Raw genomic sequence first — 21,411 nt, 5'->3', positions numbered from 1 at the left:
GCGCGATGCGGCGGTTCAGCCGCTGGTGACCGGGCGGGTGTCGGGCAGGGTGATGCGCGCCACCTGCTCGGAGATCGGGGCCACCGAGAGCGGATGCGTCTCGGCGGAATAATCGTCGCGGTCGCCCATCGGCTGCCAGCGGCCGCCTCGGTAGAGTTCCAGCGCCGCGAAGCGCGCCTTGTAGTCCATCTTCGGGCTGCCGGGCACCCAGTAGCCGAGATAGACGTAAGGCAGCTTCATCTCCTGCGCGATGCGCACATGGTCGAGGATCACGTGGGTGCCGAGCGAACGGCGGTCCTCGGCCGGGTCGAAGAAGGAATAGACCATCGACAGCCCGTCATCGAGGATGTCGGTCAGGCAGACCGCCCGCAGCCCGTGGCGCGCGTCATGCGCGGCCTCGGGGTCGGTGTATTCCACCAGTCGCGAGCGCACCGGCGTCTCCTCGACCATCGCGGCGAATTCGAACATGTCCATGTCGGCCATGCCGCCGGTCGCGTGGCGGCTGTCGAGATAGTCGCGAAACAGCGCGTATTGCTCCTCGGTGGCCCAGGGCGATGTGGCGCGGCGCGCGAGGTCGCGGTTGCGCTTGAGCACGCGGCTCTGGCTGCGCGAGGGGGTAAAGCGGTTCACGTCGATCCGCGCCGAGAGGCAGGCGGTGCATTCGGCGCAGGAGGGGCGGTAGAGCACGTTCTGGCTGCGCCGGAAGCCTTGCTTCGACAGCGCGTCGTTGAGCTTCTCGGCCTGCTCGCCTTGCAGCGCGGTGAACAGCTTCCGCTCCATCCTGTCCGCCAGATAGGGGCAGGGCTGTGGGGCCGTCACGTAGAACTGCGGCGCGAAGGGCAGTGAATGGCGCATAAAAAGGGCTCGGGCTCCTTATCCCGAGCAAAGCTAGCGCCCGACCGGGCAGCTGCCAAGTCCCCGAAGGGACATGGCGCGCGGTTGCCCGCCCGGGTTGTCCGGCTGCGTTGTCCGGCCGGGCCCCTTCGTGTCAGCGGCGGCGGCGCAGCGCCGTGGTGGCCAGCACGCTGTCGGTCAGGCCCTGACCGTGAGGCGTCAGCAGCATCATCGCCATCGAGACCAACTGCAGCGGGAACACCATCATCGACACGGCATAGCCGGCGGTGTGCAGGAAGGCCTGCGTGGTGTCGAGCGGCCGGTCGTCGCCGTCGCGCAGTTCGATCGCCATCAGCCGCATGCCCCAGGTGGCCGAGCCCGAGGCGATCGTGGCGACCCGGTAGACAAATCCCACCACCATCATCATCAGCGGAAAGAAGAACAGCCCGACAAAGGCGGTGAGCGGCACCAGGAGCGCGCAGATCACCGCGATCACGGTAACGTCGACGAGCCAGGCGATGGCGCGCTTGAGCGCGACGCCGTCATAGCATTCGGGGCTCGTCTCTGGGTCGGGCAGGCCGCGCAGTCGGGCGGCGAATGTCGGGGTGGCGGTCATGTCGCGATCCTCTCATGCGGGGCGGGTCGGTGGCAAGGGTGGCGGCCCCCGAAGGGGCCGCGCGGGGATGGCGTCACGGTCAGGCCGCGTCCTTGTCGCCATTGCCGTTTTCGTCGTCCTGGCGGGCGGTACGGGCCTTGGCGGCGCGGTCTTCCATGAACTGGTCGAACTCGGCCTTGTCCTTGGCCTCGCGCAGCCGCTCGAGGAAGCTCTCGAAGGCGCGCTGCTCCTCTTCGAGCCGGCGCAGCGTCTCCGCCTTGTAGGCGTCGAAGGCCGTGTTGCCCGAGGAGCGCATGGCGGTGAAGGGCGAGACGCGGGCACCGCGGCTGCGGCAGGTTTTGCTGAACATGCGTTTGCTCCAGATCATGTAGGCGAGGATGGCGAGGCCCAGGGGCCAGAAGGCGATGAAGCCAAGCACCATGGCGGCGATCCAGGCAGGCTTGCCGCGGGCGTCGAGCCAGCTTTCGGCGCGGACGAGCCAGTCCTTGAACCCGGGGCGCTCGACGTGGCGTGACAGGGGCATGTCGGTCGTGGACATCGAGGAACTCCTTCGTGGAAGGGGCCCGTCTGCCGGGCCGGTGGAATGTGAATGTGCTTCACATTACCGCAGATGGGCGGGGCGGGGCGGCACTTCAAGGGGTGATGTGAACAAGATTAACATTTTTCGCGTGGGCCCGGCGCGGCTGGCCGATTGACGACCCCCGCGCGGCGCGCCACGGTCCGGTCATGACCGATCTCGCCTCGCGCCTGCGCCGCGCCCCGCGCCCCTACGATTCCGACATGGCCGCCGAGGCCCGACAGCATTGCGGCTGGGCCGATCCGGCCACCGCCGAGCTGATCGGCGGCACCGCCGGATGCAGCCCCTATCTCGCCGGGCTGATCTCGCGCGAGGCGGGTTGGCTCGAGGCCGCCTGCGCCGATCCCGAAGCGGCGGTGGCGGCCGAGCTGGCCGATCTCAAGGGCCGGGACGCCACAGCGCTGGGGCCGAGGCTGCGGCAGGCGAAGCGGCGGGTGGCGCTGATCGCGGCGCTGGCCGATCTCGGCGGCGCTTGGCCGCTCGAAGAGGTGACCGGCAGCCTGACCCGGCTCGCCGACGCGGCGCTGCAGGCGGGGCTCGAGGCGCTGATCGCGCCCGAGATCGCGCGCGGCAAGCTGCCCGGCATGGGCGAGGCCGATATCGAGAGCGGCGCCGGCATGGCGCTCTTCGCGATGGGCAAGATGGGCGCCTTCGAGCTGAACTACTCCTCGGATATCGACCTGATCTGCCTCTATGACGAGACCCGCTACGAGGGCAGCGACCAGCACGAGGCGCGCGCCGTTCTGGTGCGGGTGACGCGCAAGCTCGCGGCGCTGATCGGCGACATCACCGGCGAGGGTTACGTGTTCCGCACCGACCTGCGGCTGCGTCCCGACGCCGCCGTGACGCCGGTCTGCCTGTCGATGGCCGCGGCCGAGCAGTATTACGAGAGCGTCGGTCGGACATGGGAGCGCGCCGCCTGGATCAAGGCCCGGCCCTGCGCCGGCGATCTCTCCGCGGGGGCCGGTTTCGTCGAGACGCTGCGCCCCTTCGTCTGGCGCCGGCATCTCGATTTCCACGCGATCCGCGACGCGCATGACATGCGGCTGAAGATCCGCGATCACAAGGGGTTGGGCGGCGCTCTGAGCCTGCCGGGTCACGACATGAAGCTCGGGCGCGGCGGCATCCGCGAGATCGAGTTCTTCACCCAGACGCGGCAGCTGATCTCGGGCGGGCGCGATCCGAGCCTGCGGGTGCGCGGCACCGTCGAGGGGCTCGACCGGCTGGCCGCGGCGGGCTGGATCGAGCGCGACACGGCCGAGGCCCTGACCCGCCACTACCGCTTTCACCGCGAGGTCGAGCATCGGGTGCAGATGGTGGGCGACCAGCAGACCCACATGCTGCCCGCCTCGGAGGAAGGTTTCGAGCGGCTCGCGGCCTTCATGGACCGCGATCTCGACGATCTGAAATCCGACCTGACCGAGCGGCTGGAGCAGGTCCACGCGCTGACCGAGGATTTCTTCGCCCCCGGTCATTCCAGCTCGGAGGTGCCCGATTTCGGGCAGGAGGTGACGGCGCGCTGGCCCGGCTACCCGGCGCTGCGCTCGGACCGGGCGGTCGAGATCTTCGACAGGCTGCGTCCCGAGATCCTCAAGACGCTGTCGGAGGCCGCCCGCCCCGAGGAGGCGCTGGCGCAGTTCGACGCGTTTCTCGCGGGGCTGCCCGCCGGCGTGCAGCTGTTCTCGTTGTTCGAGGCCAACCCGCAGCTGACCCGGCTCCTGGTGGATATCTGCGCCACCGCGCCGGGGCTGGCGCAGTACCTGTCGCGCAATTCGGGCGTGCTCGACGCGGTGATCGGCGGCGGGTTCTTCGCCGACTGGCCCGGCACCGAGGCGCTGCGTTCGGAGCTGGCCGACCGGCTGGCGCGCCAGCCCGACCACGAGGCGCGGCTGGGCGCGGCGCGGATCTGGGCCAAGGAGATCCATTTCCGGATCGGCGTGCACCATCTGCGCGGGCTGATCGACGCGGAGCGGGCAGGGCGCGAATATGCCGAGCTGGCCGAGGCGGTGGTCGCGGCCCTAGTCCCGGTGGTGATCGACGAGATCTCGCGCCGCCACGGCCCGCCGCCCGGGCGCGGGCTCTCGGTGCTGGCCATGGGCTCGCTCGGCGCCGGGCGGCTGGGCTCGTCATCGGATCTCGATTTGATCGTGATTTACGACGCCCAAGGGGTCGAATCCTCCGATGGCCCACGCCCGCTCGCGGCGCGGACATGGTATGCGCGCTTCACCCAAGCCCTGATCACCGCGCTCACCGCGCCGATGCCCGACGGCAAGCTCTACGAGGTCGACATGCGGCTGCGCCCCTCGGGACGGCAGGGTCCGGTGGCGACGGCGTTGCCGGCCTTCAAATCCTACCAGCAGGACGAGGCCTGGACCTGGGAGCATCTGGCGTTGACCCGGGCGCGCCCGGTGGCGGGGGAGCAAAGCCTCGGTGCGGAGATCGAGGCGTTTCGCCGCGAGCTGATCGCGGCCAAGGCCGCGGGCGAGACCGTGCTCGCCGACCTCGCGGCGATGCGGGCGCGGCTGGCCGAGGCGCGGCCCGCCAGCGGCGGCTGGAACCTGCGCGACGGGGCGGGTCGGCTACAGGATGTCGAGCTGTTCGCCCAGAGCCTCGCGCTGCGCGCAGGCTCGCCCGCGCGCGAGGTGCAGGCGCAGATCGCCGCCGGGCGCGAGGCCGGGCTGATCGACGAGGAGGCCGAGGCAGTGCTGCGCGAGACCGCCGGCCTGCTGCGGCGGGTGCAATGCGTGGCGCGGCTGCTCACCGGCGGCGGCACGCTGCCCGAGGAACCGGCCGAGGGCGGCGCGCGGCTGTTGCTGCGCGAAAGCGGCTGCGAGGATCTGGCCGATCTCAAGCGCGCCCTTGACGCGGCCGCCGCGCGGGCAGAGGGGGTGATTTCGGAAGCCCTGAAGGGCGTGGAGCCGGGAGAGGCGCGATGACGGACGGGATCGACCCCAAGGGGCTGGTGCGCGAGGCCTACAGGATCGACGGCATCAGCATCGAGGAATGCCGCTCGATCTTTCTCGACTGGGCGCTGTCGCTGCCCGAGGGGCAGGAGAGCGGCATGGCGATCCGGCGGCTGCTGGAGCGCCACGCCACCGCGCCCGAGGGGCACCCGATGACCCGGGTGCTGACCGAGGGGCTCGACGTTTCGCCCGAACCGCGCAGGCGCGGCGGGCGCGCAGGCCGCGCGACGGGCTGAGCCGCCGCGCGTCGGGCATCTCAGCGGGCGAGCTGCGCGGCCTCCGCTGCAAGCCGGGTGATCCCGGCCCAGTCGCCGGAATTGACCATTTCCTTGGGCGCGACCCAGCTGCCGCCGACGCAGAGCGTGTTGGGCAGCGCGAGGTATTCGGGCGCGTTCTTCAGGCTGACGCCGCCGGTGGGGCAGAACTTAACCTGCGGGATCGGCGCGCCGATCGCCTTGAGCGCGGGCACGCCGCCATTGACCTCGGCCGGGAAGAACTTCTGCACGCTGTAGCCGCGGTCGAGCAGGCGCAGCACCTCGGACGCCGTGGCGGCGGCGGGCAGCAGCGGCAGGTCGTTGGCCTCGCAGGCGTCGAGGATGCGGTCGGTGGCGCCGGGGCAGACGCCGAAGGTCGCGCCGGCCTCCTTGGCTGCCTCGACATCCTTGGGCGACAGCAGCGTGCCGGCGCCGACGACACCGCCCTCGACCGAGGCCATCTCGCGGATCACGTCGAGCGCGGAGGGGGTGCGCAGCGTCACCTCGAGCGCGGGCAGCCCGCCCTCGACCAGTGCCCGGGCGAGATCGGCGGCGCGGCTGGCATCCTCGACCACCAGCACCGGGATCACCGGGGCGAGGGCGCAGACCTTGGCGGTCAGTTCGGAGGCATGTTCGGGAGTCATGATGCGGTCCTATCGCTTTTAGGATGAATTCTACTAAATCTGTTCGCCGTTAACGTGTGGTTAACCCTTTGGCGGCAGACTGGGGTGGCTGGAGGAGGAAGGCAATGGCGCGCGGCGGTTTGAGGGGTCTTGCGGGTGCCCTCACGAGCGCCATCACTCTTGCCGGATGCGGCGGCGGCGGGTCTGAGGCACACCTGCCGTCGTCGCAGTTCGATCGCGCGGCGTTCGGTCGCCTGTCGGCGTTGCCCCCCGCTACCGATCTGCCGCAGAGCGGAAGCGCCCGCTACGATGGCGGCTTCGTCGCCGATATCCGACAGGGCGACGTCACGCCCAGCGGACGGATCGAGGGCGGCGTGACGATCGAGCTCGACTTTGCCGAAGTGCCCGCGACGCTGCCGATCCGTGGCGAGTTGCACGACATCACCGGCAGCTTCCTCGGAGAAGACCTGCGGATCGACGCGCTGGAGATGGTGCCGGGCGGCGGCCGCATGGTGCTGGACCGGCAAGGCGGGGCGGTCGCGGCGGGGTTCGGCGCGGAGCTGTCGCTCGCGGGCGAAGCGCGCCGCCTCGACATCGGCCTCGAGAGCCCGCTGCGCGGCGCGCGCGGCCGGGCGCTGGCGGGGCCGGTGTCGGGCACGATCCTCACCGCGCCCTTCACCGATCAGCCGCATGTCCTGACGGGCCAGTTCCATGCGACCACCGATTGATCAGACCACCACCGCGGCGCCATAGGCCGCGCCGCCCACGTTCTTGCGGAAGGTCTCGAACAGCTCGCGGCCGACGCCGTTGCCATTGCCGGCCAGATCGGCCGGGGCGGGCTCGCGGCCATCAAGGCTTTCGAGCACTTCGAGCGTGCCCGCCGGCGCGTCGAGCCTGACCATGTCGCCGTCGCGGATCAGCGCGATCGCACCGCCATCGGCGGCCTCGGGCGTGACGTGGATTGCCGCCGGCACCTTGCCGGAGGCACCCGACATCCGGCCATCGGTGACCAGCGCCACCTTGAGGCCGCGATCCTGAAGCACCGCGAGGGTGGGGGTCAGGTTGTGCAACTCGGGCATGCCGTTGGACTTCGGGCCCTGGTAGCGGACCACGACGATCGTGTCCTCCTTGAACTCGTCGTTGCGGAACGCGGTCTTCACCGATTCTTGGTCGTGGAAGACCCGCGCCTTGGCCTCGATCACGTGGCGCTCCGGCGACACGGCCGAGGTCTTGATCACGGCGCGGCCGATATTGCCGGTGAGCTGGCGCAACCCGCCAGTCTTCTGGAACGGGTTGGTGGCCGGGCGCAGGATCTTGTCGTTGAGCGTCTCGCGGGTGCCGGGCGCATAGGCGACGCGGCCCTCCTGCAGCTTCGGCTCCTGGGTGTAGAGCTCGAGCCCTTCGCCCGCGACGGTGCGCGTGTCGGGGTGCAGCAGGCCTGCGTTCAACAGCTCGCCGATCATGTAGCCGAGGCCGCCGGCCGCGTGGAAATGGTTCACGTCGGCGAGGCCGTTGGGGTAGACCTTGGCCATCAGCGGGGTGATCGCCGAGAGCTCGGCGAAATCCTCGAGATCGAGGATCACGCCCGCCGCCTTGGCCATGGCGGGCAGGTGCAGCACGAGGTTGGTCGAGCCGCCCGTCGCCATCAGCCCGACGATGCCGTTCACGAAGGCGCGTTCGTCGAGGACGTCCGAAACCGGGGTGAACTCGTTGCTCAGGGCGGTGATCTGCGCCGCCCGCTCGGTGCCGGCGACGGTCAGCGCGTCACGCAGCGGCGTGTTCGGGTTGACGAAGCTGGCGCCGGGCAGGTGGAGCCCCATGAACTCCATCAGCATCTGGTTCGAGTTGGCGGTGCCGTAGAAGGTGCAGGTGCCCGGCCCGTGATAGGAGGCCATCTCGGCCGCCATCAGCGCGTCGCGGCCGACCTCGCCGGAGGCGAATTGCTGGCGCACCCGGGCCTTTTCGTCGTTGGGCAGGCCGGAGGTCATCGGGCCCGCGGGCAGGAACACCGCCGGGATGTAGCCGAATGTGGCGGCGGCCATGACGAGGCCCGGCACGATCTTGTCGCAGACGCCCAGATAGACCGAGCTGTCGAACACGTTGTGCGACATGCCCACCGCGGCGGCGAGCGCGATCACGTCGCGCGAGAACAGCGACAGCTCCATCCCGGTCTGGCCCTGGGTCACGCCGTCGCACATCGCCGGTACGCCGCCCGCGACCTGCGCCGTGGCACCGGCCTTGCGCGCCGCCTCGCGGATCAGCGCCGGGTAGGTCTCGAACGGCTGATGCGCCGAGAGCATGTCGTTATAGGCGGTGATGATGCCGATATTCGGCACCCGTCCCTCTGCCAGCGCATCCTTGTCGGGGCCGGTGGCGGCATAGGCATGGGCCTGGTTGCCGCAGGTCAAGTGGGCGCGGCGCGGGCCCTCGGCGGCGGCGGCGGCCATGGTGTCGAGATAGGTCCGGCGCGGGCCTTCGCTGCGGGCACGGATGCGGTCGGTGACGGCTTCGAGCGTGCGGTTGAGGGCCATCTGGCAGCTCCTGTCGGTAATCGGGTTGCCGCGCAGTTAGCACGGATCGTTAGCGCTAACAACCTGTCCCGCTGGTCTGGTCCGGCAGGACCGGTGGCGCCTAGAGGAAAAACCCGCGCATGGGTGGCCCGGTTTCGTGCGGTGCGGCTTTTCGTGGACGGGCGCTCGGGGTAGGAGAGCGCATGACACCCTTTCCGCACCTCCCGCCCTATCCCACCGTCCGGCTGATGCCCAAGGCCGATGCCCGCGCGATCCGCCACGGCTTTCCCTGGGTCTTCGCCAACGAGATGGTTCTCGACCGCCGCACCAAGGCGCTCGCCCCCGGCGCGCTGGCGATCCTCGAGGATGCCGAGCGCCGGCCGATGGCCGTGGTCACGGTCAATCTCGGCTCCAAGATCGCGGCCCGCGTGCTCGACCGCGACCCGGAGGCGGTGATCGACGGCGACTGGATCGCCGCGAAGCTGGTGCGCGCGCTGCGCCACCGCGAGGCGCTGTTCGATCAGCCCTTCTACCGGCTGGTCCATGCCGAGGCCGACGGGCTGCCGGGCGTGGTGATCGACCGCTTCGGCGACATCGCGGTGCTGCAACCCAACGCCGCCTGGGCCGATGCCGGGGCCGAGACTATCGCCGACGCGCTTCTGGCCGCGACCGGCATCCGCCGCGTCGTGCTCAACGGTTCGGGCCGGGCGCGCGGGCTCGAGGGTCTGGGCGAGGAGCTTCGGATGCTGCGCGGCGAGGCGCCCGAGGGGCCGGTCGAGGTGCCGATGAACGGCGCCACCTACATGGCCGATCTGATGGGTGGCCAGAAGACCGGGCTGTTCTACGACCAGCGTCCGAACCACGCCTTTACCGCCGGCCTGTCCAAGGATGCGCGCGTGCTCGACGTCTTCTCCCATGTCGGCGGCTTCGGGCTCGCGGCGCTGGCGCAGGGCGCGGCCTCGGCGCTGGCCGTGGACGGCTCGGCCCCGGCGCTGGAGTTGGCGCGCAAGGGGGCGGAGGCCTCTGGACTTGCCGACCGGTTCGAGACCCGGCAGGGCGACGCCTTCGACACGCTGGCCGCGCTCGACAAGGAAGGCCGCCGTTTCGAGGTGGTGGTCTGCGACCCACCCGCCTTCGCGCCGTCGAAATCCGCGCTGGAGCCGGGGCTTCGGGCTTATGAGCGGATCGCACGGCTCGCGGCGCCGCTGGTCGAGGAGGGCGGCTACCTCGTGCTATGCTCGTGTTCCCACGCGGCCGACTTGTCGAAGTTCCGCGCCGCCTCGGCGCGCGGCATCGGCAAGGCCGGGCGCAAGGGCGCGATCTGCTACACCGGTTTCGCCGGGGCCGACCACCCGGTGCTGCCGCAGCTGGCCGAGGGCGGCTATCTCAAGGCGCTCGTGTTCCGGCTGTGAGGGTCCTGCTCGACGCCTGCGTCCTCTATCCCACGGTGATGCGCGAGCTGCTGCTCGGCTGCGCCGGGCGGGGGCTATACGAGCCGCGTTGGAGCGCGCGGATCTCGGAGGAATGGGCGCGGGCGGCGGCGCGGCTGGGGCCGGGGGGCGAGGCGATCGCACGCGGCGAGATCGCGGTGCTGGGCGCGCGCTTCCCGCGCGCCGAGGTCGCCGTGGCCCCGGATCTGGAGCGCCGGCTCTGGCTGCCCGACCCGGACGACATCCACGTGCTGGCCAGCGCGGTGGCGGGGCATTGCGACGTGATCTTGACCATGAACGCCAAGGATTTCCCGCGCGACATCCTCGCCGAGGAGGGGCTGTCGCGCGCCGATCCGGACAATTTCCTGCTGGGGTTGTTCGAGGCGAACCCGGGCCCGGTCGGCCAGGTGGTGGCCGGCGTCGTGGCCGAGGCGAGCCGCCTCTCGGGCGAGGAATGGACGCCGCGCCGGCTTTTGAAGAAGGCGCGGCTGAACCGGTTCGGCAAATCTGTCGAGGCGGCGGGCTAGGCGCCGAGCCACTTCGCCTCGTTGGCCTCGATCGCCTTCAGCCGCGCCTCGGTCTTGGGGTGGCTCATCAGCCAGGCCGGGGTGGCGCCGCCGACGCCCGCCAGCCTGTCGAGCTTGGACAGCAACGATTTCTGCGGCCCGGTGCCAAAGCCCGCCTTGATCATCAGCGCCGAGGCATAGGCGTCGGCTTCGTATTCGTCGACCCGGCTGATCCGCGCCGCCACGAGCCGCGCCAGACCGCTGGCGATCAGGCCGCCGATGCCGGGAATGATGCGCGACAGGAGCGCCGCCAGTGCGGTGCGCAGCGCGTTCTGCGCCGAGAAATCGACCATGCGGCGACGCGAGTGACCCAGCGCCACGTGGCCCAGCTCATGCGCGATGACCGAGGCGATCTCCTCGGCGGTGACCTCACCCGCAGTGAATTTCTGAAGGAAGCCACGGGTCAGGAAAATCCGTCCGTCTGGCGCGGCCAGCCCGTTGACCGGCGCGATCTCGTAGACATGCACCTTGATCCGGGGCAGCTCGAGCGCGCGGGCAAGCTTCTCGCAAGCCGCGCGCAGCCGCGGTTCGGCCAGCTCGGTCGATTGGCTGTCAAGCGCACGACGGGTGCGCCAGACCGAAACCTGGTAGACGGCGAACCCGTAGAGCAGGGCCAATATGAGCGGCGAAAACTTCAGCATCTGGCGAATATGGTGGTGGGAACGAGGCGCCGCAAGCACCGTCTCTTGCGGATCACATGCGGCCGATACGCCACAGATTGCGTCAAGTGTGATTAACCCTTGGGGAACCAAATCCGGTCTAATGCTATTGTCACCATGTCAGGGGGGTTGTCCAACTGAACGAGGCAACCATGAATTTCGAGCAATTCGACCACAAGATACGCGACGCGGCGTTGCAGCGGGCCTTCCCGCTCGAGCAGGACGTCCCCGATCGCCTGAACCAACTGCTTCGGCAGTTGCAGGCGCGCGGCCAAGAGCAGGACAAGCGTCGCGAGGAGCGGGCCGGCTGATCCCCGGCACGATCCCGTGTAACTCAGCCGGCGAGCCGGCTCACGAGCAGCAGCAGGAACAACCCCACGACGCCGAGCGCGACACCATGCGCGGCTCCCCATTGCGCCATGTCGGCGGCGCCGCCGCCATGACGGCGCGCGCGCCACGCACCTAGGATGGCGCCGATCAGGAGGCCGGTCAGGGGAAGGATCATCGCAAGCTCTCCGCGCGGGACGCGGCCGAACCTGACCGCGACGCCGTCCCTAGCCTGCGCATGCGGCGCCTGTCCAGCACCCGCGCCGCGTCGCAGCGTCGCGGCGAGCTGCCGCATCGTCACTTTCATCCCCCGGATGAGACACGTTATGTTGCAAACAAGTAACACGGGCAGGGTGTTTCGGCATGACGAATTTGTGAAACGCCTGATTTTAAAGCCCCAGTCGCCGTTGCCGCCGCGACACGGCGGTGCAGAAACAGGGGTGACAGGAGGTGACGCAGGGAGTAGGAGGGCGGCATAAAGGGTACGCCGGTAGCGGGGTGATTGGGGACCCGGCGCTGGCCCTTCAACGGGAGCAGACATGAAAGCCGAGTCCTTTCTTTCCGACACCTACCGGCCCGCCGAGGACGAGCCGTTCATGAACGAGCGGCAGCTCGAATATTTCCGTCGCAAACTCTTGGCATGGAAGGCAGAACTCCTGTCGGACAGCCGCGACACCATCGAGGGGATGAAGGACGCGACGCGTAACATTCCCGACATCGCCGACCGCGCCAGCGAAGAGACCGACCGGGCTCTGGAGCTGCGCACCCGGGATCGTCAACGCAAGCTGGTCTCGAAGATCGACGCTGCGCTGCGGCGGATCGACGAGGGCGAGTATGGTTACTGCGAGATCACTGGGGAGCCGATCTCGCTGCGCCGCCTCGACGCCCGTCCGATCGCAACGATGAGCCTCGAGGCGCAGGAGCGCCACGAACGCCGCGAGCGCGTGCACCGCGACGATTGATCCGGTGAGTCCCGGCCCCTCCCGACGGATCGCCGTCGCGGGCGCCGGGATCGGCGGCCTGACCGCCGCACTCTGCCTCGCGCGTGCGGGGCACGAAGTCCATATCTTCGAACGCGCACCGGCACTGCGAGAGATCGGCGCCGGATTGCAGATCACGCCGAACGGCGCCGCGGTGCTCGAGCGACTGGGCCTTGGCCCAGCGCTCGATGCCGCATCGATCCGCGCCGAGGCGGTGCAGCCCATGGATGGCCGTTCCGGTCGCGCCATCGCCCGCTTCGCGCTCGATCGTGGCGCATATCCCTATCGTTTCCTGCATCGCGCCGCGCTCGTCGATCTCTTGTCCGAGGCCGCGCGGCAGGCCGGTATCCGCATCACCACCGGGCGGAGGGTGACGGCGGCCGAGCCGCATGCGGGACAGCTTCATTTCGAACAGGGGGCCCCAGCTGCGGCCGATCTGATCGTCGCGGCCGACGGGCTGCGCTCGGCGTTGCGGCCCCTCGTCGCTCCCGGCAGCGAGGCCGTCTTCACCGGCCAGGTGGCTTGGCGCATGGTGATCGACGCGCCCGGCGCTGCCCCGCTGGCGCGGATCTGGATGCTGCCGGGACGGCACGTGGTGACTTATCCCTTGCCCGGCGGGCGGCTCAACATGGTGGCGGTACGCGAACAGCCGGGCTGGGCGCCCGAGGGCTGGGACCATGACGACGATCCGGCGCGGCTGCGCGCGGTCTTCTCGGACGCCGCGCCGGAACTGCGGGCGCTGCTGGAGCGGGTCGAGGTGGTGCGGCTCTGGGGGCTGTTCCGGCACCCGGTGCCCGAGCGCTGGCACAGCGGCCGGTTGGTGCTCTTGGGCGACGCGGCGCATCCGACGCTGCCTTTCCTCGCGCAGGGCGCCAACTTGGCGGTCGAGGATGGCTGGGTGCTGGCGCGCGCGCTGGAGGCAGAGACCGATCTCGACGCGGGGCTGGATCTCTATGCCAAGACGCGGGGGCCACGGGTGCGGCGCGCCATCGCGGCGGCCGAGGTCAATGCGCGCAACTACCATCTCTCGGGTCCCGCGCGATGGCTGGCCCATGCTGGGCTCGGCGCGATCGGCCGGCTGGCGCCGGACCGGTTCACCGCGCGCATGGCGTGGCTGCATGCGCATGACGTGACACGGGAAAGGCCCGCCATCGCGTAGATGACGGGCCCGTTCTCCACTGGAGCAGAGCAGGGGGCCTCGTGGCCCCCGAAGCGCGATCAGTTCTGAACGCGCAGTTCGCGCGTCGCGGTGACCTGGCCGTCGGCGTCGTAGAGGACGGCGATCACGTTGTCGCGGTAGGGGCGGTGGATCAACTGCACGCGCACGTCCGTCTCGAGCCCGGCGCGGACATCCTCGGAGCCCAGCAGCACGCCGGTCTCGATGCTGGAGCCGTCGAGGATTTCGACATAGCCGCCGGTGGCGCTGGTCACGCGGTCCAGCTCGACATGGCCCGCATCGGCGACGGCACGCTGGGCGCCGAGGTTGTCGGTCAGGGCGGCGGCGGGCAGGGCGGCGGTCAGGGCAGCGGCGATGGCGGCGGCAAAGGTCAGGTTTTTCATGGTGTCTTCCTTTAAAATGCAGCCCCGGGGAGGTGGGGCAATGGACTGTTCTGGTGGCGACCGCGGGCTGCGGCACGCCTTGCAAGATCGGATATCGCGCCCCGGGCGGCGGATGACCAACACGGCTTTGTCGCAAGCTGTCGCAAGCGGCGGTACCGTTACAGGCGGCGACAAACACGGGTCGAAACCTCCTGTCTGCCTCGCGGAATGTCCTTTCGGTTATTGCCGCGCGCCGTGGTCTTGTGGTCGTTCGGGGTGTCTCCAGTCTCTTGCGATGAGAGGTAGATAGGGACATCCGATGGTGAACTGAACAGTTCAGTGTGTGCGCCGGTGAAGCTGCGCCTGTGCGGTGGGGCGGCATTGTCTCCGCAGTGCCCCTGCGCGGGGGCGCCGATCATGCGAAAGGGGCGCGCGGCTTTTGCCACGCGCCCCTTTCGCAGGTTCCGGTTCGGGATCAGGCGTCGAGTTCGACCCAGACCGGGACGTGATCCGAGGGCTTGTCGCGGCCCCGTACCTCGCGGTCGATCCAAGCGTCGCGCAGCAGATCCGCGGCCTGTGGCGACAGCAGCAGGTGATCGATGCGGATGCCATTGTTCCGTTCCCAGGAGTTTGCCTGGTAGTCCCAGAAGGAGTAGTGCCCGGCGCCGCGCACCCGGGCGCGGAACGCGTCGGTGAAGCCGAGGGTCTCGATCCGGCGATAGGCGGCGCGGGTTTCGGGGCGGAACAGCGCGTCCTCGACCCAGGCCTCCGGCCGGGCCGCGTCCTCGGCCTGCGGGATCACGTTCCAGTCGCCGGCGAGCAGCGCCGGCTCCTCGAGCGCCAGCAGCGCCCGGGCGCGGTCGCGCAGCCGCTCCATCCAGGCCAGCTTGTAGTCGTATTTCGGACCCGGCGCCGGGTTGCCGTTGGGCAGATAGAGACAGCCCATCCGCACCGGCCGCGTCTCGCCGATCACCGTGGCCTCGATGTAGCGCGCCTGCTCGTCGGTCTCGTCGCCCGGCAGGCCGCGGCTGATGTCCTCGAGCGGCAGCCGCGACAGGATCGCGACCCCGTTGAACCCCTTCTGGCCATGGGTCTCGACGGTGTAACCCATCTCCTCGAAATGCTCTCGCGGAAACTGCTCGTCGACGGATTTGATCTCCTGCAGCAGCGCCACGTCGGGCTTTTGCTCCTGCAGCCAGTCCGAGAGCGCGCCGATCCGCGCCTTGACGCCGTTGATGTTGAAGGTGGCGAGTTTCATGCGGGCATCCTTTGGCGGGGTCCCGGGGCTTGTAGCAGGCGGGGCCGGGCGGGCAAGGCTAGCGGGTGCAGAGCTTGCGCGGGCCGGAATAGGGCTGGAAGGTGCAGTCCGAGGCGCGGAACGAGCGGTAGGCCCGCGAACAGGCGCGCACGTCGCATTGCGGCTGGCCCTGCGCCGCCGCCCGCCGCCGCAGCCGGTCGGCGCGGGTGGTCTCGACCTGGGTGCCACGACGCACCCGCACCGGCGTCTGGCTCTCGGCACTGGGTGCCCGCGCCGCGCTCGCGCCGCCCGCCGCCTGCACCACCTCGCGCCAGATCTCGGCCGGAAGGCTGCCGCCGGTGAGCTGGTCCATCGGCGAGTTGTCGTCATTGCCGATCCAGACGCCCACCACCAGCTTGTCGGTGAAGCCGATGAACCAGGCGTCGCGGCTGTTCTGGCTGGTGCCGGTCTTGCCGGCGGCGAAGCCGGGGATCTGCGCCCGCTTGCCGGTGCCGTCGGTGACCACGGCGCGCAGCATCGAAAGCATCGGGTCGCGGGTGCGGTTGAGCTGCACCGCGTTGGGGTCCGAGCCCGAGACAGACAGGGCGACGCCCGTATCGCCCAGCTTCAGACTGGCGATGCCGGTGGCCTTGATCGGCGCGCGCCCCGCGAGGATCGCGGCATAGGCCTCGGTCATGTCGAGCAGGGACACCTCGGAGGTGCCCAGCGCGAGGCTCGGTGTCGGCGTCAGCTCGCCCTCGATGCCGAGCTGGCGCGACACCTCGATCACCTGGTCGATGCCGACCTCCTGCGCCAGCCGCACCGTGGCGGCGTTGAGCGAGCGTGCGAAGGCCTCGCGCAGCGTCACCACCCCGGCATACTGGCCGTTGAAGTTCTCGGGCTTGTAGCCGTTGATGTCGATCGGCTCGTCCGGCAGGCGGGTCTCGGGGTCGGCACCCATGACGAGGGCTGCGAGGAATACCGGCAGCTTGAAGGTCGAGCCGGGCTGGCGCAGCGCGTCGGTGGCGCGGTTGAACTGGCTTTCGCCGTAATCGACGCCGCCTACCATGGCGCGGACCCGCCCGTCGGGGGTCATCGCGACGATGGCGCCCTGGCTCGCGCCGGCCTGCGCGCCGGGGCCGGAAATGGCGTCGCGCAGGATCTTCTCGGCCTTGGCCTGCAGCTCCATGTCGAGCGTCGCGGTGACGGTAAGAGGGCCGTCCACCGCGCCCGACAGCTCCTGCGCCTCGCCCAGCACCCAGTCGGCAAAGTAGCTGCCGGCGCGGGCGGGGGGCGGCGAGGGCTCGATCGTGGCCATCTCGGCGCTGGCGGCCTCGAAGGCGGCCTCGTCGATGCGGCCGAGATCGCGCATCACCGACAGCACCACGAGGCCGCGTTCGCGGGCGCGCTCCAGATCGGCCTCGGGGTTGATCACCGAGGGCGCGCGGATCGTCGCGGCGAGGATCGCGGATTGCGCGAGGCTCAGCTCCTGCACCGGCTTGTCGAAATAGAGCTGCGCCGCGGCGGGCATGCCCCAGGCACCGGCGCCGAGATAGGTGGAGTTCAGGTAGAGCTCCATGATCCGGTCCTTGCCGAGCTGGCGCTCCAGCCCCAGCGCGAGGACCATCTCCTGCAGCTTGCGTTTGTAGGTCCGGTCGGGGTCGAGATAGAGCACCTTGACCAGCTGCTGGGTGATGGTCGAGCCGCCCTCGACCACGCCGCCGGAGGAGAAATTGCGCCACATCGCCCGGCCGATGCCCTCGATGTCGACGCCCGGATGATCCCAGAAGCGCCGGTCCTCGATCGCCGAGACCGCCTGCGGCAGATGCTCCGGCATCTGGTCGAGAGGCACGTAGCCCGCACGATAGGCGCCGCGGGTGAACAGCGTGTCGCCCGCCTCGTCCTGCACGGTCAGCGTCGGCTCCTCGAGCGGCGGCAGCATGTCGGCCAGCGGCAGGTCCCGCACCGCCCAGACGAGGATGCCACCGGCCAGAACGATGCCGAGCAGCAGCAGGAAGGCAAGACCGAAGACGGTGCGCCAGATCCAGCGCGTCGCCCGCACCGTGGCGGCCGGGCGCAGCTTGCGCTGGTCGAGCCGGGCACGGCGACGCGCCGAGGCGTCGCGCCAGCCCTGCGCCGCGCGGGCGGCGAGCGAACGGCGCGGCGCGACCTCGGTATCCGGCGCGGACGTGCCGGTGCCCATATCAGAGGCGGTCTGGGGTTCGGGCCGGTCGCGGCGGGCGCGCAGCCGTTCCGCCGCGGCGGCGCCGCCCTGCGCTGCCTTGGCCGAGAGCCCATTCAGGGCCTTGCTCCCTTGGTCGATCCCGGCGGTCGCCGCGCGACCGATGCCACGCCCGCCACGCCCCAACGCCCGCATCAGCGCGGCCCAGAAGGCGCGCGCGGCCTGCGCGAGATCGGTCTCGGGCGCGGCCCCGGCCGCGTGCGCGCGCGGTTCGGCAAGAGGCTCCGGGCCAGTCCCCTCAGCGGCATGTTCGGGGCGGTCGGGCATCTTGTCGTCTGTCATGATATTGGAATTCCGGTGCTGTCAGCCCCGGAGGGTAGGCGAGGACCGGGCCGCGTCAAGCGGCCGCAGCCCACCCAAAAGCGATCAAATGGAAAAGCTGGTGCCGCAGCCGCAGGAGCTGGTGGCGTTGGGGTTCTCGATCACGAAGCGCGCGCCGATCAGCTCGTCGGCGAAATCGATCACCGCGTCGGCGAGGAAAGGCAGCGACACGCTGTCGACCACGACCTTTTCGCCCGCGCCTTCGAGCACGAGGTCGTCCTCTTTGGGCTCGTCGAGCGCGATCTCGTATTGAAAGCCCGAGCAGCCGCCGCCCTCGACCGCGACGCGAAGCGCCTTGCCCTGGGCCTGCGCGCCGATCTCGGCGAGGCGTTCCCAGGCGCGGGGGGTGACCTTGGGGGGCAGCGTCAGCATGTGGAACCTATCCATGGGCAGGGTCATTGACCGGGTCCGGGTTCGGGAATCCGTGCGAATTCCCTGTCCGGGCGGCTTCCCGACCCATATAGGTAAGGTGAATAGTGACGACAAGCTGGCGGATCACATGACGGCTCCCTACGCCTCCGACCCGCGCGACACGCGCGGCAGGCTCCACCCCGAGGAAGAGAGCGCCTTCCGCTCGCCATTCCAGCGCGACCGCGACCGCATCATCCATGCGAGCGCGTTCCGGCGCCTGAAGCACAAGACGCAGGTCTTCATCGAGCACGAGGGCGATTATTTCCGCACCCGGCTGACCCATTCGATCGAGGTGGCGCAGGTGGCGCGGACCATTTCCGGCGTGCTCGGGCTCAACACCGAGCTGACCGAGGCGGTGGCGCTGGCGCATGACCTCGGCCACCCGCCCTTCGGCCATACCGGCGAGGACGCGCTGAATGCGCTGATGGCGCCCTATGGCGGCTTCGATCACAACGCGCAGGCGATCCGCATCGTCACCTCGCTGGAGCGGCACTACGCGGAGTTTGACGGGCTGAACCTGACATGGGAGACGCTGGAGGGCATCGCGAAGCACAACGGCCCCGTGACGGGTGACATTCCCTACGCGCTGGCCGACTACGTGGCGCTGCACGACCTGGAGCTGCACACCCATGCCAGCGCCGAGGCGCAGGTCGCGGCGCTGGCCGACGACATCGCCTATTCGCATCACGACCTTCATGACGGGCTCAGGGCCGAGCTGTTCTCGACCGACGAGCTCGCGGAGCTGCCGATCCTGCGGGACTGCTTCGCCGAGGTGGACCGCAAGTATCCCGGGCTGAACTACTACCGCCGCCGTCACGAAGCGCTGCGCCGGTTCTTCGGCGTGCTGGTCGAGGATGTGATCGGCGTGGCGCGGGCCAATCTCGCCGAGGCCGATCCGAGATCGGCGCGCGACGTGCGCGAGGCGGGGCGGATGATGGTGCGTTTCACCCCCGGCCTGTGGAGCGACCTGAAGGTGCTGCGGCACTTCCTGTTCCACCGCATGTACCGCGCCCCCGAGGTAGTGGTGATGCGCGAGCGGGTGACCGGCGTGATCCACGACCTGTTCCCGCTCTTCATGGCCCATCCCGAGCACCTGCCCAAGCAGTGGCGCAAGGACGTGGCAGAGGCCTCCGGCGAAACCGCCTTGGCGCGGATCGTGGCGGACTACATTGCCGGGATGACCGATCGCTTCGCGCTGCAGGAGCACGCGCGGCTGACCGGTTCCGACATACTCGAAAAGACAAATCTCGCGGGGGCCTGGAGTGGCGATTGAAACGGCAACGGAGCAGGCGGTGGCGCTGAGCCCGGTCATGGCCTTCGCGCTCGTGGGCGCGATCGGTGTGGGTTCGCAATGGCTGGCCTGGCGGCTCAGGCTCCCGGCGATCGTGCTGATGCTGGCGGCGGGCCTGGTCATCGGGCCGGGGTTGGGCTGGTTCGTGCCGGAGCGCGACATCGGCGAGCTGGTCAAGCCGATGATTTCGATCGCGGTGGCGATCATCCTGTTCGAGGGCGGCCTGACGCTCAACTTCCGCTCCTTGCGCGACGAGGCCAAGGGGGTGAGCCGGCTGGTCTTCATCGGCGCGCCGCTGGGCTGGCTGTTCTCGGCGCTGGCGCTGCGCTACGGCGCGGGGCTGAGCTGGGAAAGCTCGGCGGTGTTCGGCGGCATCATGATCGTCACCGGACCCACGGTGATCGCGCCGCTCTTGCGCACCGCGCGGCTGGCGCGCCGACCGGCCTCGCTCCTGCAATGGGAGGCGATCGTCAACGACCCGATCGGGGCGCTGGCAGCGGTGCTGGCCTTCGAGGTGGTGCTGGTGCTGCGCACCGCGGTCACCGTCGGCAGCGCCGTGTGGGAGCTGGCGCTGGGCATCGTCGTGGCACTGGCGCTGGGCGCGGCCGGCGCGGCGGTGGTGGCCTGGGGTTTCCGCAAGGGGCGGGTGCCGGAATACATGAAGGTGCCGGTGCTGTTCTCACTGCTGCTCGCGGTTTTCGCGGTCTCCGACGCGGTGCTGCACGAAAGCGGCCTGCTGGCGGTGACGGTGATGGGCATCGGCATCGCCAATGCCGACCTGCCGTCCTATGCCGAGCTGCGCCGCTTCAAGGAACACGCGACGATCCTGCTGGTCTCGGGCGTGTTCATCCTGCTCGCCGCCGCGATCGAGTTCGAGACGCTGGCCGCGCTCGACTGGCGCGCGGTGGTCTTCGTGCTGGCGGTGGTGCTGGTGGTGCGGCCCCTGACCGTCTGGCTGTCGCTCCTGGGTGCCGGCGTGCCGTGGCGCGAACAGCTGCTGGTGGCGCTGACCGGGCCGCGCGGCGTGGTGCTCGTCGCTGTCGCGGGTCTGTTCGGCGAACGGCTGGCCGATCTCGGTGTGCCGGACGGCCATGTCGTGGCGCCGCTGGCCTTCGTGCTGGTGGCCTTCACGGTGGTGGTGCACGGCTTCACGCTGGTGCCCTTCGCGCGGGCGCTCGGCCTGTCGGGCGGCACCGTGCCGGGCGTGCTGCTGATCGGCGGCTCGCGCTTCACCCGCGGTCTGGCCGAGGCGCTTCGCAAGATCGAGGTGCCGGTGCTGATGGCCGATCCGAACCACAACAACCTGCGCGCCGCGCGCTCGGAGGGCATCCCGACCTATTCCGGCGACATCCTGTCGGAATCGGCCGAGCATTTCCTCGAGCTGGTGAGCTACGACGTGGTCGTCGCCGCGACCGAGAACGACGCCTACAACACGCTGGTCGCCACCGATCTCGGCCCGGAATTCGGCCGCGACAACGTCTACCAGATCACCCGTCAGAAGAACGAGAGCGCGCGCCACGCGCTGTCCTCCAGCCTGACGGGCCGCGAATTCGGTCCCGAGGAAGGCTATAACGGGCTCGAGAAGATGATGCAGGAGGGCTGGAGCTTCCGCGTCACCCGGCTGACCGAGGAATACGGTCTCGAGGAGTGGCGCGCCAAGCGGCCCCACGCCAAGGTCGTGGCCCGGGTCGGGCCGCAGGGCACCACCGAGTTCATCCGCGAGGACGAGGACATCCGCCCCGCGCCCGACGTGCGGATCATCTCGCTGCTGCCGCCGGGCGAGGAGAAGGGCACCGATCCCGAGGCCGGCCACGAGATCGCCAAGCAGGCCGCCAAGAACCACGGCAAGGGCAATGGCAATGGCAAGCCCCCCGGCAAGAGCGGCAGCATGGCCGGGGTCAAGGCATGGGGCCCGAAACCCGGCAGCCTCTGGCGGCCCGGCGGGGCAAAGCCCGGCGCCAAGCCGCGCAAACCGGATGGCAAGCCGCCCCGCGCGGCATGACGCGCGGCGGCTGAGACCGGTCCGGTACG

General features: G+C 70.0%; 21 protein-coding genes. 10 read left to right on the top strand and 11 right to left on the bottom strand.

All coding sequences use genetic code 11. From position 1 onward, the window contains the following. Positions 1-15: 15 nt before the first annotated feature. The 3 genes from LOS8367_RS14810 to LOS8367_RS14800 all read right to left on the bottom strand — a co-directional run bounded on the left by LOS8367_RS14810 (position 16) and on the right by LOS8367_RS14800 (position 1,988). Positions 16-855, bottom strand: coding sequence for an arginyltransferase (locus LOS8367_RS14810; protein WP_085897314.1), 840 nt, complete (start codon positions 853-855; stop codon positions 16-18). Positions 856-988: 133 nt separating this feature from the next. Beyond that, positions 989-1,450 (bottom strand): RDD family protein, encoded by a 462-nt coding sequence (locus LOS8367_RS14805; RefSeq protein WP_085897313.1) that lies wholly within the window; start codon positions 1,448-1,450, stop codon positions 989-991. A 79-nt stretch (positions 1,451-1,529) separates the two neighbouring features. Then, on the bottom strand, positions 1,530-1,988 hold the full coding sequence (locus tag LOS8367_RS14800) for a DUF2852 domain-containing protein (RefSeq protein WP_085897312.1): 459 nt from the start codon (positions 1,986-1,988) through the stop codon (positions 1,530-1,532). Positions 1,989-2,176: 188 nt separating this feature from the next. Here LOS8367_RS14800 and glnE point away from each other — a divergent pair, with 188 nt between their 5' ends. Both glnE and LOS8367_RS14790 read left to right on the top strand, forming a co-directional pair. Beyond that, the gene (gene glnE / locus LOS8367_RS14795; protein ID WP_085897311.1) at positions 2,177-4,963 is read left to right on the top strand and encodes a bifunctional [glutamate--ammonia ligase]-adenylyl-L-tyrosine phosphorylase/[glutamate--ammonia-ligase] adenylyltransferase; all 2,787 of its coding nucleotides are present in this window, start codon (positions 2,177-2,179) and stop codon (positions 4,961-4,963) included. Continuing rightward, positions 4,960-5,226 carry a hypothetical protein gene (locus LOS8367_RS14790; protein ID WP_085897310.1) on the top strand — a complete coding sequence of 89 codons (267 nt, stop codon included), beginning with the start codon at positions 4,960-4,962 and terminating at the stop codon, positions 5,224-5,226. Before glnE ends, LOS8367_RS14790 begins: the two co-directional genes overlap by 4 nt. 20 nt (positions 5,227-5,246) lie before the next feature. On the opposite strand, the gene eda is transcribed toward LOS8367_RS14790, so the two are convergent. After that, complete coding sequence (gene eda, locus LOS8367_RS14785) at positions 5,247-5,888, bottom strand: bifunctional 4-hydroxy-2-oxoglutarate aldolase/2-dehydro-3-deoxy-phosphogluconate aldolase (protein ID WP_085897309.1); 642 nt, start codon at positions 5,886-5,888, stop codon at positions 5,247-5,249. A 242-nt stretch (positions 5,889-6,130) separates the two neighbouring features. Here eda and LOS8367_RS14780 point away from each other — a divergent pair, with 242 nt between their 5' ends. Then, positions 6,131-6,595: a hypothetical protein gene (locus LOS8367_RS14780; RefSeq protein WP_133056342.1), complete on the top strand. Its 465-nt coding sequence runs from the start codon at positions 6,131-6,133 to the stop codon at positions 6,593-6,595. On the opposite strand, the gene edd is transcribed toward LOS8367_RS14780, so the two are convergent. Continuing rightward, a complete protein-coding gene (edd, locus tag LOS8367_RS14775) occupies positions 6,596-8,398 on the bottom strand; it encodes a phosphogluconate dehydratase (protein ID WP_085897307.1) in 1,803 nt (600 codons plus the stop codon). 182 nt (positions 8,399-8,580) lie between these two features. Between edd and LOS8367_RS14770 the strand changes: the two genes are divergently transcribed. Next, entirely contained in the window at positions 8,581-9,789 is a 1,209-nt protein-coding gene (locus tag LOS8367_RS14770) for an RSP_2647 family RNA methyltransferase (protein WP_085897306.1), read from the top strand. Continuing rightward, positions 9,786-10,334, top strand: a complete 549-nt coding sequence (locus tag LOS8367_RS14765) for an RSP_2648 family PIN domain-containing protein (protein ID WP_085897305.1) — start codon at positions 9,786-9,788, stop codon at positions 10,332-10,334. The genes LOS8367_RS14770 and LOS8367_RS14765 overlap by 4 nt, the downstream gene beginning before the upstream one ends. Here the strand turns inward: LOS8367_RS14765 and LOS8367_RS14760 are convergent. Next, entirely contained in the window at positions 10,331-11,014 is a 684-nt protein-coding gene (locus LOS8367_RS14760) for a M48 family metallopeptidase (RefSeq protein ID WP_085897303.1), read from the bottom strand. The two genes, LOS8367_RS14765 and LOS8367_RS14760, sit on opposite strands and share 4 nt — an antisense overlap. Before the next feature lie 170 nt (positions 11,015-11,184). On the opposite strand from LOS8367_RS14760, the gene LOS8367_RS19095 reads away from it, so the two are divergent. Further along, complete coding sequence (locus LOS8367_RS19095) at positions 11,185-11,343, top strand: hypothetical protein (RefSeq protein ID WP_165761484.1); 159 nt, start codon at positions 11,185-11,187, stop codon at positions 11,341-11,343. Between the two features lie 23 nt (positions 11,344-11,366). On the opposite strand, the gene LOS8367_RS19090 is transcribed toward LOS8367_RS19095, so the two are convergent. Further along, the gene (locus tag LOS8367_RS19090) at positions 11,367-11,537 is read right to left on the bottom strand and encodes a hypothetical protein (RefSeq protein WP_165761483.1); all 171 of its coding nucleotides are present in this window, start codon (positions 11,535-11,537) and stop codon (positions 11,367-11,369) included. 361 nt (positions 11,538-11,898) lie between these two features. Here LOS8367_RS19090 and dksA point away from each other — a divergent pair, with 361 nt between their 5' ends. Together dksA and LOS8367_RS14745 are read left to right on the top strand one after the other, a co-directional pair. Continuing rightward, entirely contained in the window at positions 11,899-12,321 is a 423-nt protein-coding gene (gene dksA / locus LOS8367_RS14750; protein ID WP_085897299.1) for an RNA polymerase-binding protein DksA, read from the top strand. 4 nt (positions 12,322-12,325) lie between these two features. Beyond that, positions 12,326-13,498, top strand: a complete 1,173-nt coding sequence (locus LOS8367_RS14745) for an FAD-dependent monooxygenase (RefSeq protein WP_085897297.1) — start codon at positions 12,326-12,328, stop codon at positions 13,496-13,498. A gap of 59 nt (positions 13,499-13,557) precedes the next feature. On the opposite strand, the gene LOS8367_RS14740 is transcribed toward LOS8367_RS14745, so the two are convergent. The 4 genes from LOS8367_RS14740 to LOS8367_RS14725 all read right to left on the bottom strand — a co-directional run bounded on the left by LOS8367_RS14740 (position 13,558) and on the right by LOS8367_RS14725 (position 18,047). Further along, positions 13,558-13,899 (bottom strand): DUF7282 domain-containing protein, encoded by a 342-nt coding sequence (locus LOS8367_RS14740; protein ID WP_085897295.1) that lies wholly within the window; start codon positions 13,897-13,899, stop codon positions 13,558-13,560. A 454-nt stretch (positions 13,900-14,353) separates the two neighbouring features. After that, on the bottom strand, positions 14,354-15,136 hold the full coding sequence (gene xth / locus LOS8367_RS14735; protein ID WP_085897293.1) for an exodeoxyribonuclease III: 783 nt from the start codon (positions 15,134-15,136) through the stop codon (positions 14,354-14,356). Between the two features lie 58 nt (positions 15,137-15,194). Beyond that, the gene (locus tag LOS8367_RS14730) at positions 15,195-17,639 is read right to left on the bottom strand and encodes a PBP1A family penicillin-binding protein (protein WP_085897292.1); all 2,445 of its coding nucleotides are present in this window, start codon (positions 17,637-17,639) and stop codon (positions 15,195-15,197) included. Between the two features lie 84 nt (positions 17,640-17,723). Then, a complete protein-coding gene (locus LOS8367_RS14725) occupies positions 17,724-18,047 on the bottom strand; it encodes a HesB/IscA family protein (protein ID WP_490389231.1) in 324 nt (107 codons plus the stop codon). A 130-nt stretch (positions 18,048-18,177) separates the two neighbouring features. Between LOS8367_RS14725 and LOS8367_RS14720 the strand changes: the two genes are divergently transcribed. Both LOS8367_RS14720 and LOS8367_RS14715 read left to right on the top strand, forming a co-directional pair. Beyond that, positions 18,178-19,362 (top strand): deoxyguanosinetriphosphate triphosphohydrolase, encoded by a 1,185-nt coding sequence (locus tag LOS8367_RS14720; RefSeq protein ID WP_085897291.1) that lies wholly within the window; start codon positions 18,178-18,180, stop codon positions 19,360-19,362. A gap of 37 nt (positions 19,363-19,399) precedes the next feature. Beyond that, on the top strand, positions 19,400-21,382 hold the full coding sequence (locus tag LOS8367_RS14715) for a cation:proton antiporter (protein WP_242665613.1): 1,983 nt from the start codon (positions 19,400-19,402) through the stop codon (positions 21,380-21,382). The last annotated feature ends 29 nt before the right edge of the window (positions 21,383-21,411 follow it).

It is taken from the genome of Limimaricola soesokkakensis (genome assembly GCF_900172345.1).
GTDB lineage: Bacteria > Pseudomonadota > Alphaproteobacteria > Rhodobacterales > Rhodobacteraceae > Limimaricola > Limimaricola soesokkakensis.
The sequence above is the reverse complement of the archived record's forward strand: the minus strand, read 5'-3'. Positions and strand labels throughout refer to the sequence as shown.

Coding starts and splice junctions, on each gene's coding strand:
- LOS8367_RS14810 (WP_085897314.1), bottom strand. CDS start 855: ATGCGCCATTCACTGCCCTTCGCGCCGCAGTTCTACGTGACGGCCCCA.
- LOS8367_RS14805 (WP_085897313.1), bottom strand. CDS start 1,450: ATGACCGCCACCCCGACATTCGCCGCCCGACTGCGCGGCCTGCCCGAC.
- LOS8367_RS14800 (WP_085897312.1), bottom strand. CDS start 1,988: ATGTCCACGACCGACATGCCCCTGTCACGCCACGTCGAGCGCCCCGGG.
- glnE (WP_085897311.1), top strand. CDS start 2,177: ATGACCGATCTCGCCTCGCGCCTGCGCCGCGCCCCGCGCCCCTACGAT.
- LOS8367_RS14790 (WP_085897310.1), top strand. CDS start 4,960: ATGACGGACGGGATCGACCCCAAGGGGCTGGTGCGCGAGGCCTACAGG.
- eda (WP_085897309.1), bottom strand. CDS start 5,888: ATGACTCCCGAACATGCCTCCGAACTGACCGCCAAGGTCTGCGCCCTC.
- edd (WP_085897307.1), bottom strand. CDS start 8,398: ATGGCCCTCAACCGCACGCTCGAAGCCGTCACCGACCGCATCCGTGCC.
- LOS8367_RS14770 (WP_085897306.1), top strand. CDS start 8,581: ATGACACCCTTTCCGCACCTCCCGCCCTATCCCACCGTCCGGCTGATG.
- LOS8367_RS14760 (WP_085897303.1), bottom strand. CDS start 11,014: ATGCTGAAGTTTTCGCCGCTCATATTGGCCCTGCTCTACGGGTTCGCC.
- LOS8367_RS19095 (WP_165761484.1), top strand. CDS start 11,185: ATGAATTTCGAGCAATTCGACCACAAGATACGCGACGCGGCGTTGCAG.
- LOS8367_RS19090 (WP_165761483.1), bottom strand. CDS start 11,537: ATGATCCTTCCCCTGACCGGCCTCCTGATCGGCGCCATCCTAGGTGCG.
- dksA (WP_085897299.1), top strand. CDS start 11,899: ATGAAAGCCGAGTCCTTTCTTTCCGACACCTACCGGCCCGCCGAGGAC.
- LOS8367_RS14740 (WP_085897295.1), bottom strand. CDS start 13,899: ATGAAAAACCTGACCTTTGCCGCCGCCATCGCCGCTGCCCTGACCGCC.
- xth (WP_085897293.1), bottom strand. CDS start 15,136: ATGAAACTCGCCACCTTCAACATCAACGGCGTCAAGGCGCGGATCGGC.
- LOS8367_RS14730 (WP_085897292.1), bottom strand. CDS start 17,639: ATGACAGACGACAAGATGCCCGACCGCCCCGAACATGCCGCTGAGGGG.
- LOS8367_RS14720 (WP_085897291.1), top strand. CDS start 18,178: ATGACGGCTCCCTACGCCTCCGACCCGCGCGACACGCGCGGCAGGCTC.
- LOS8367_RS14715 (WP_242665613.1), top strand. CDS start 19,400: ATGGCCTTCGCGCTCGTGGGCGCGATCGGTGTGGGTTCGCAATGGCTG.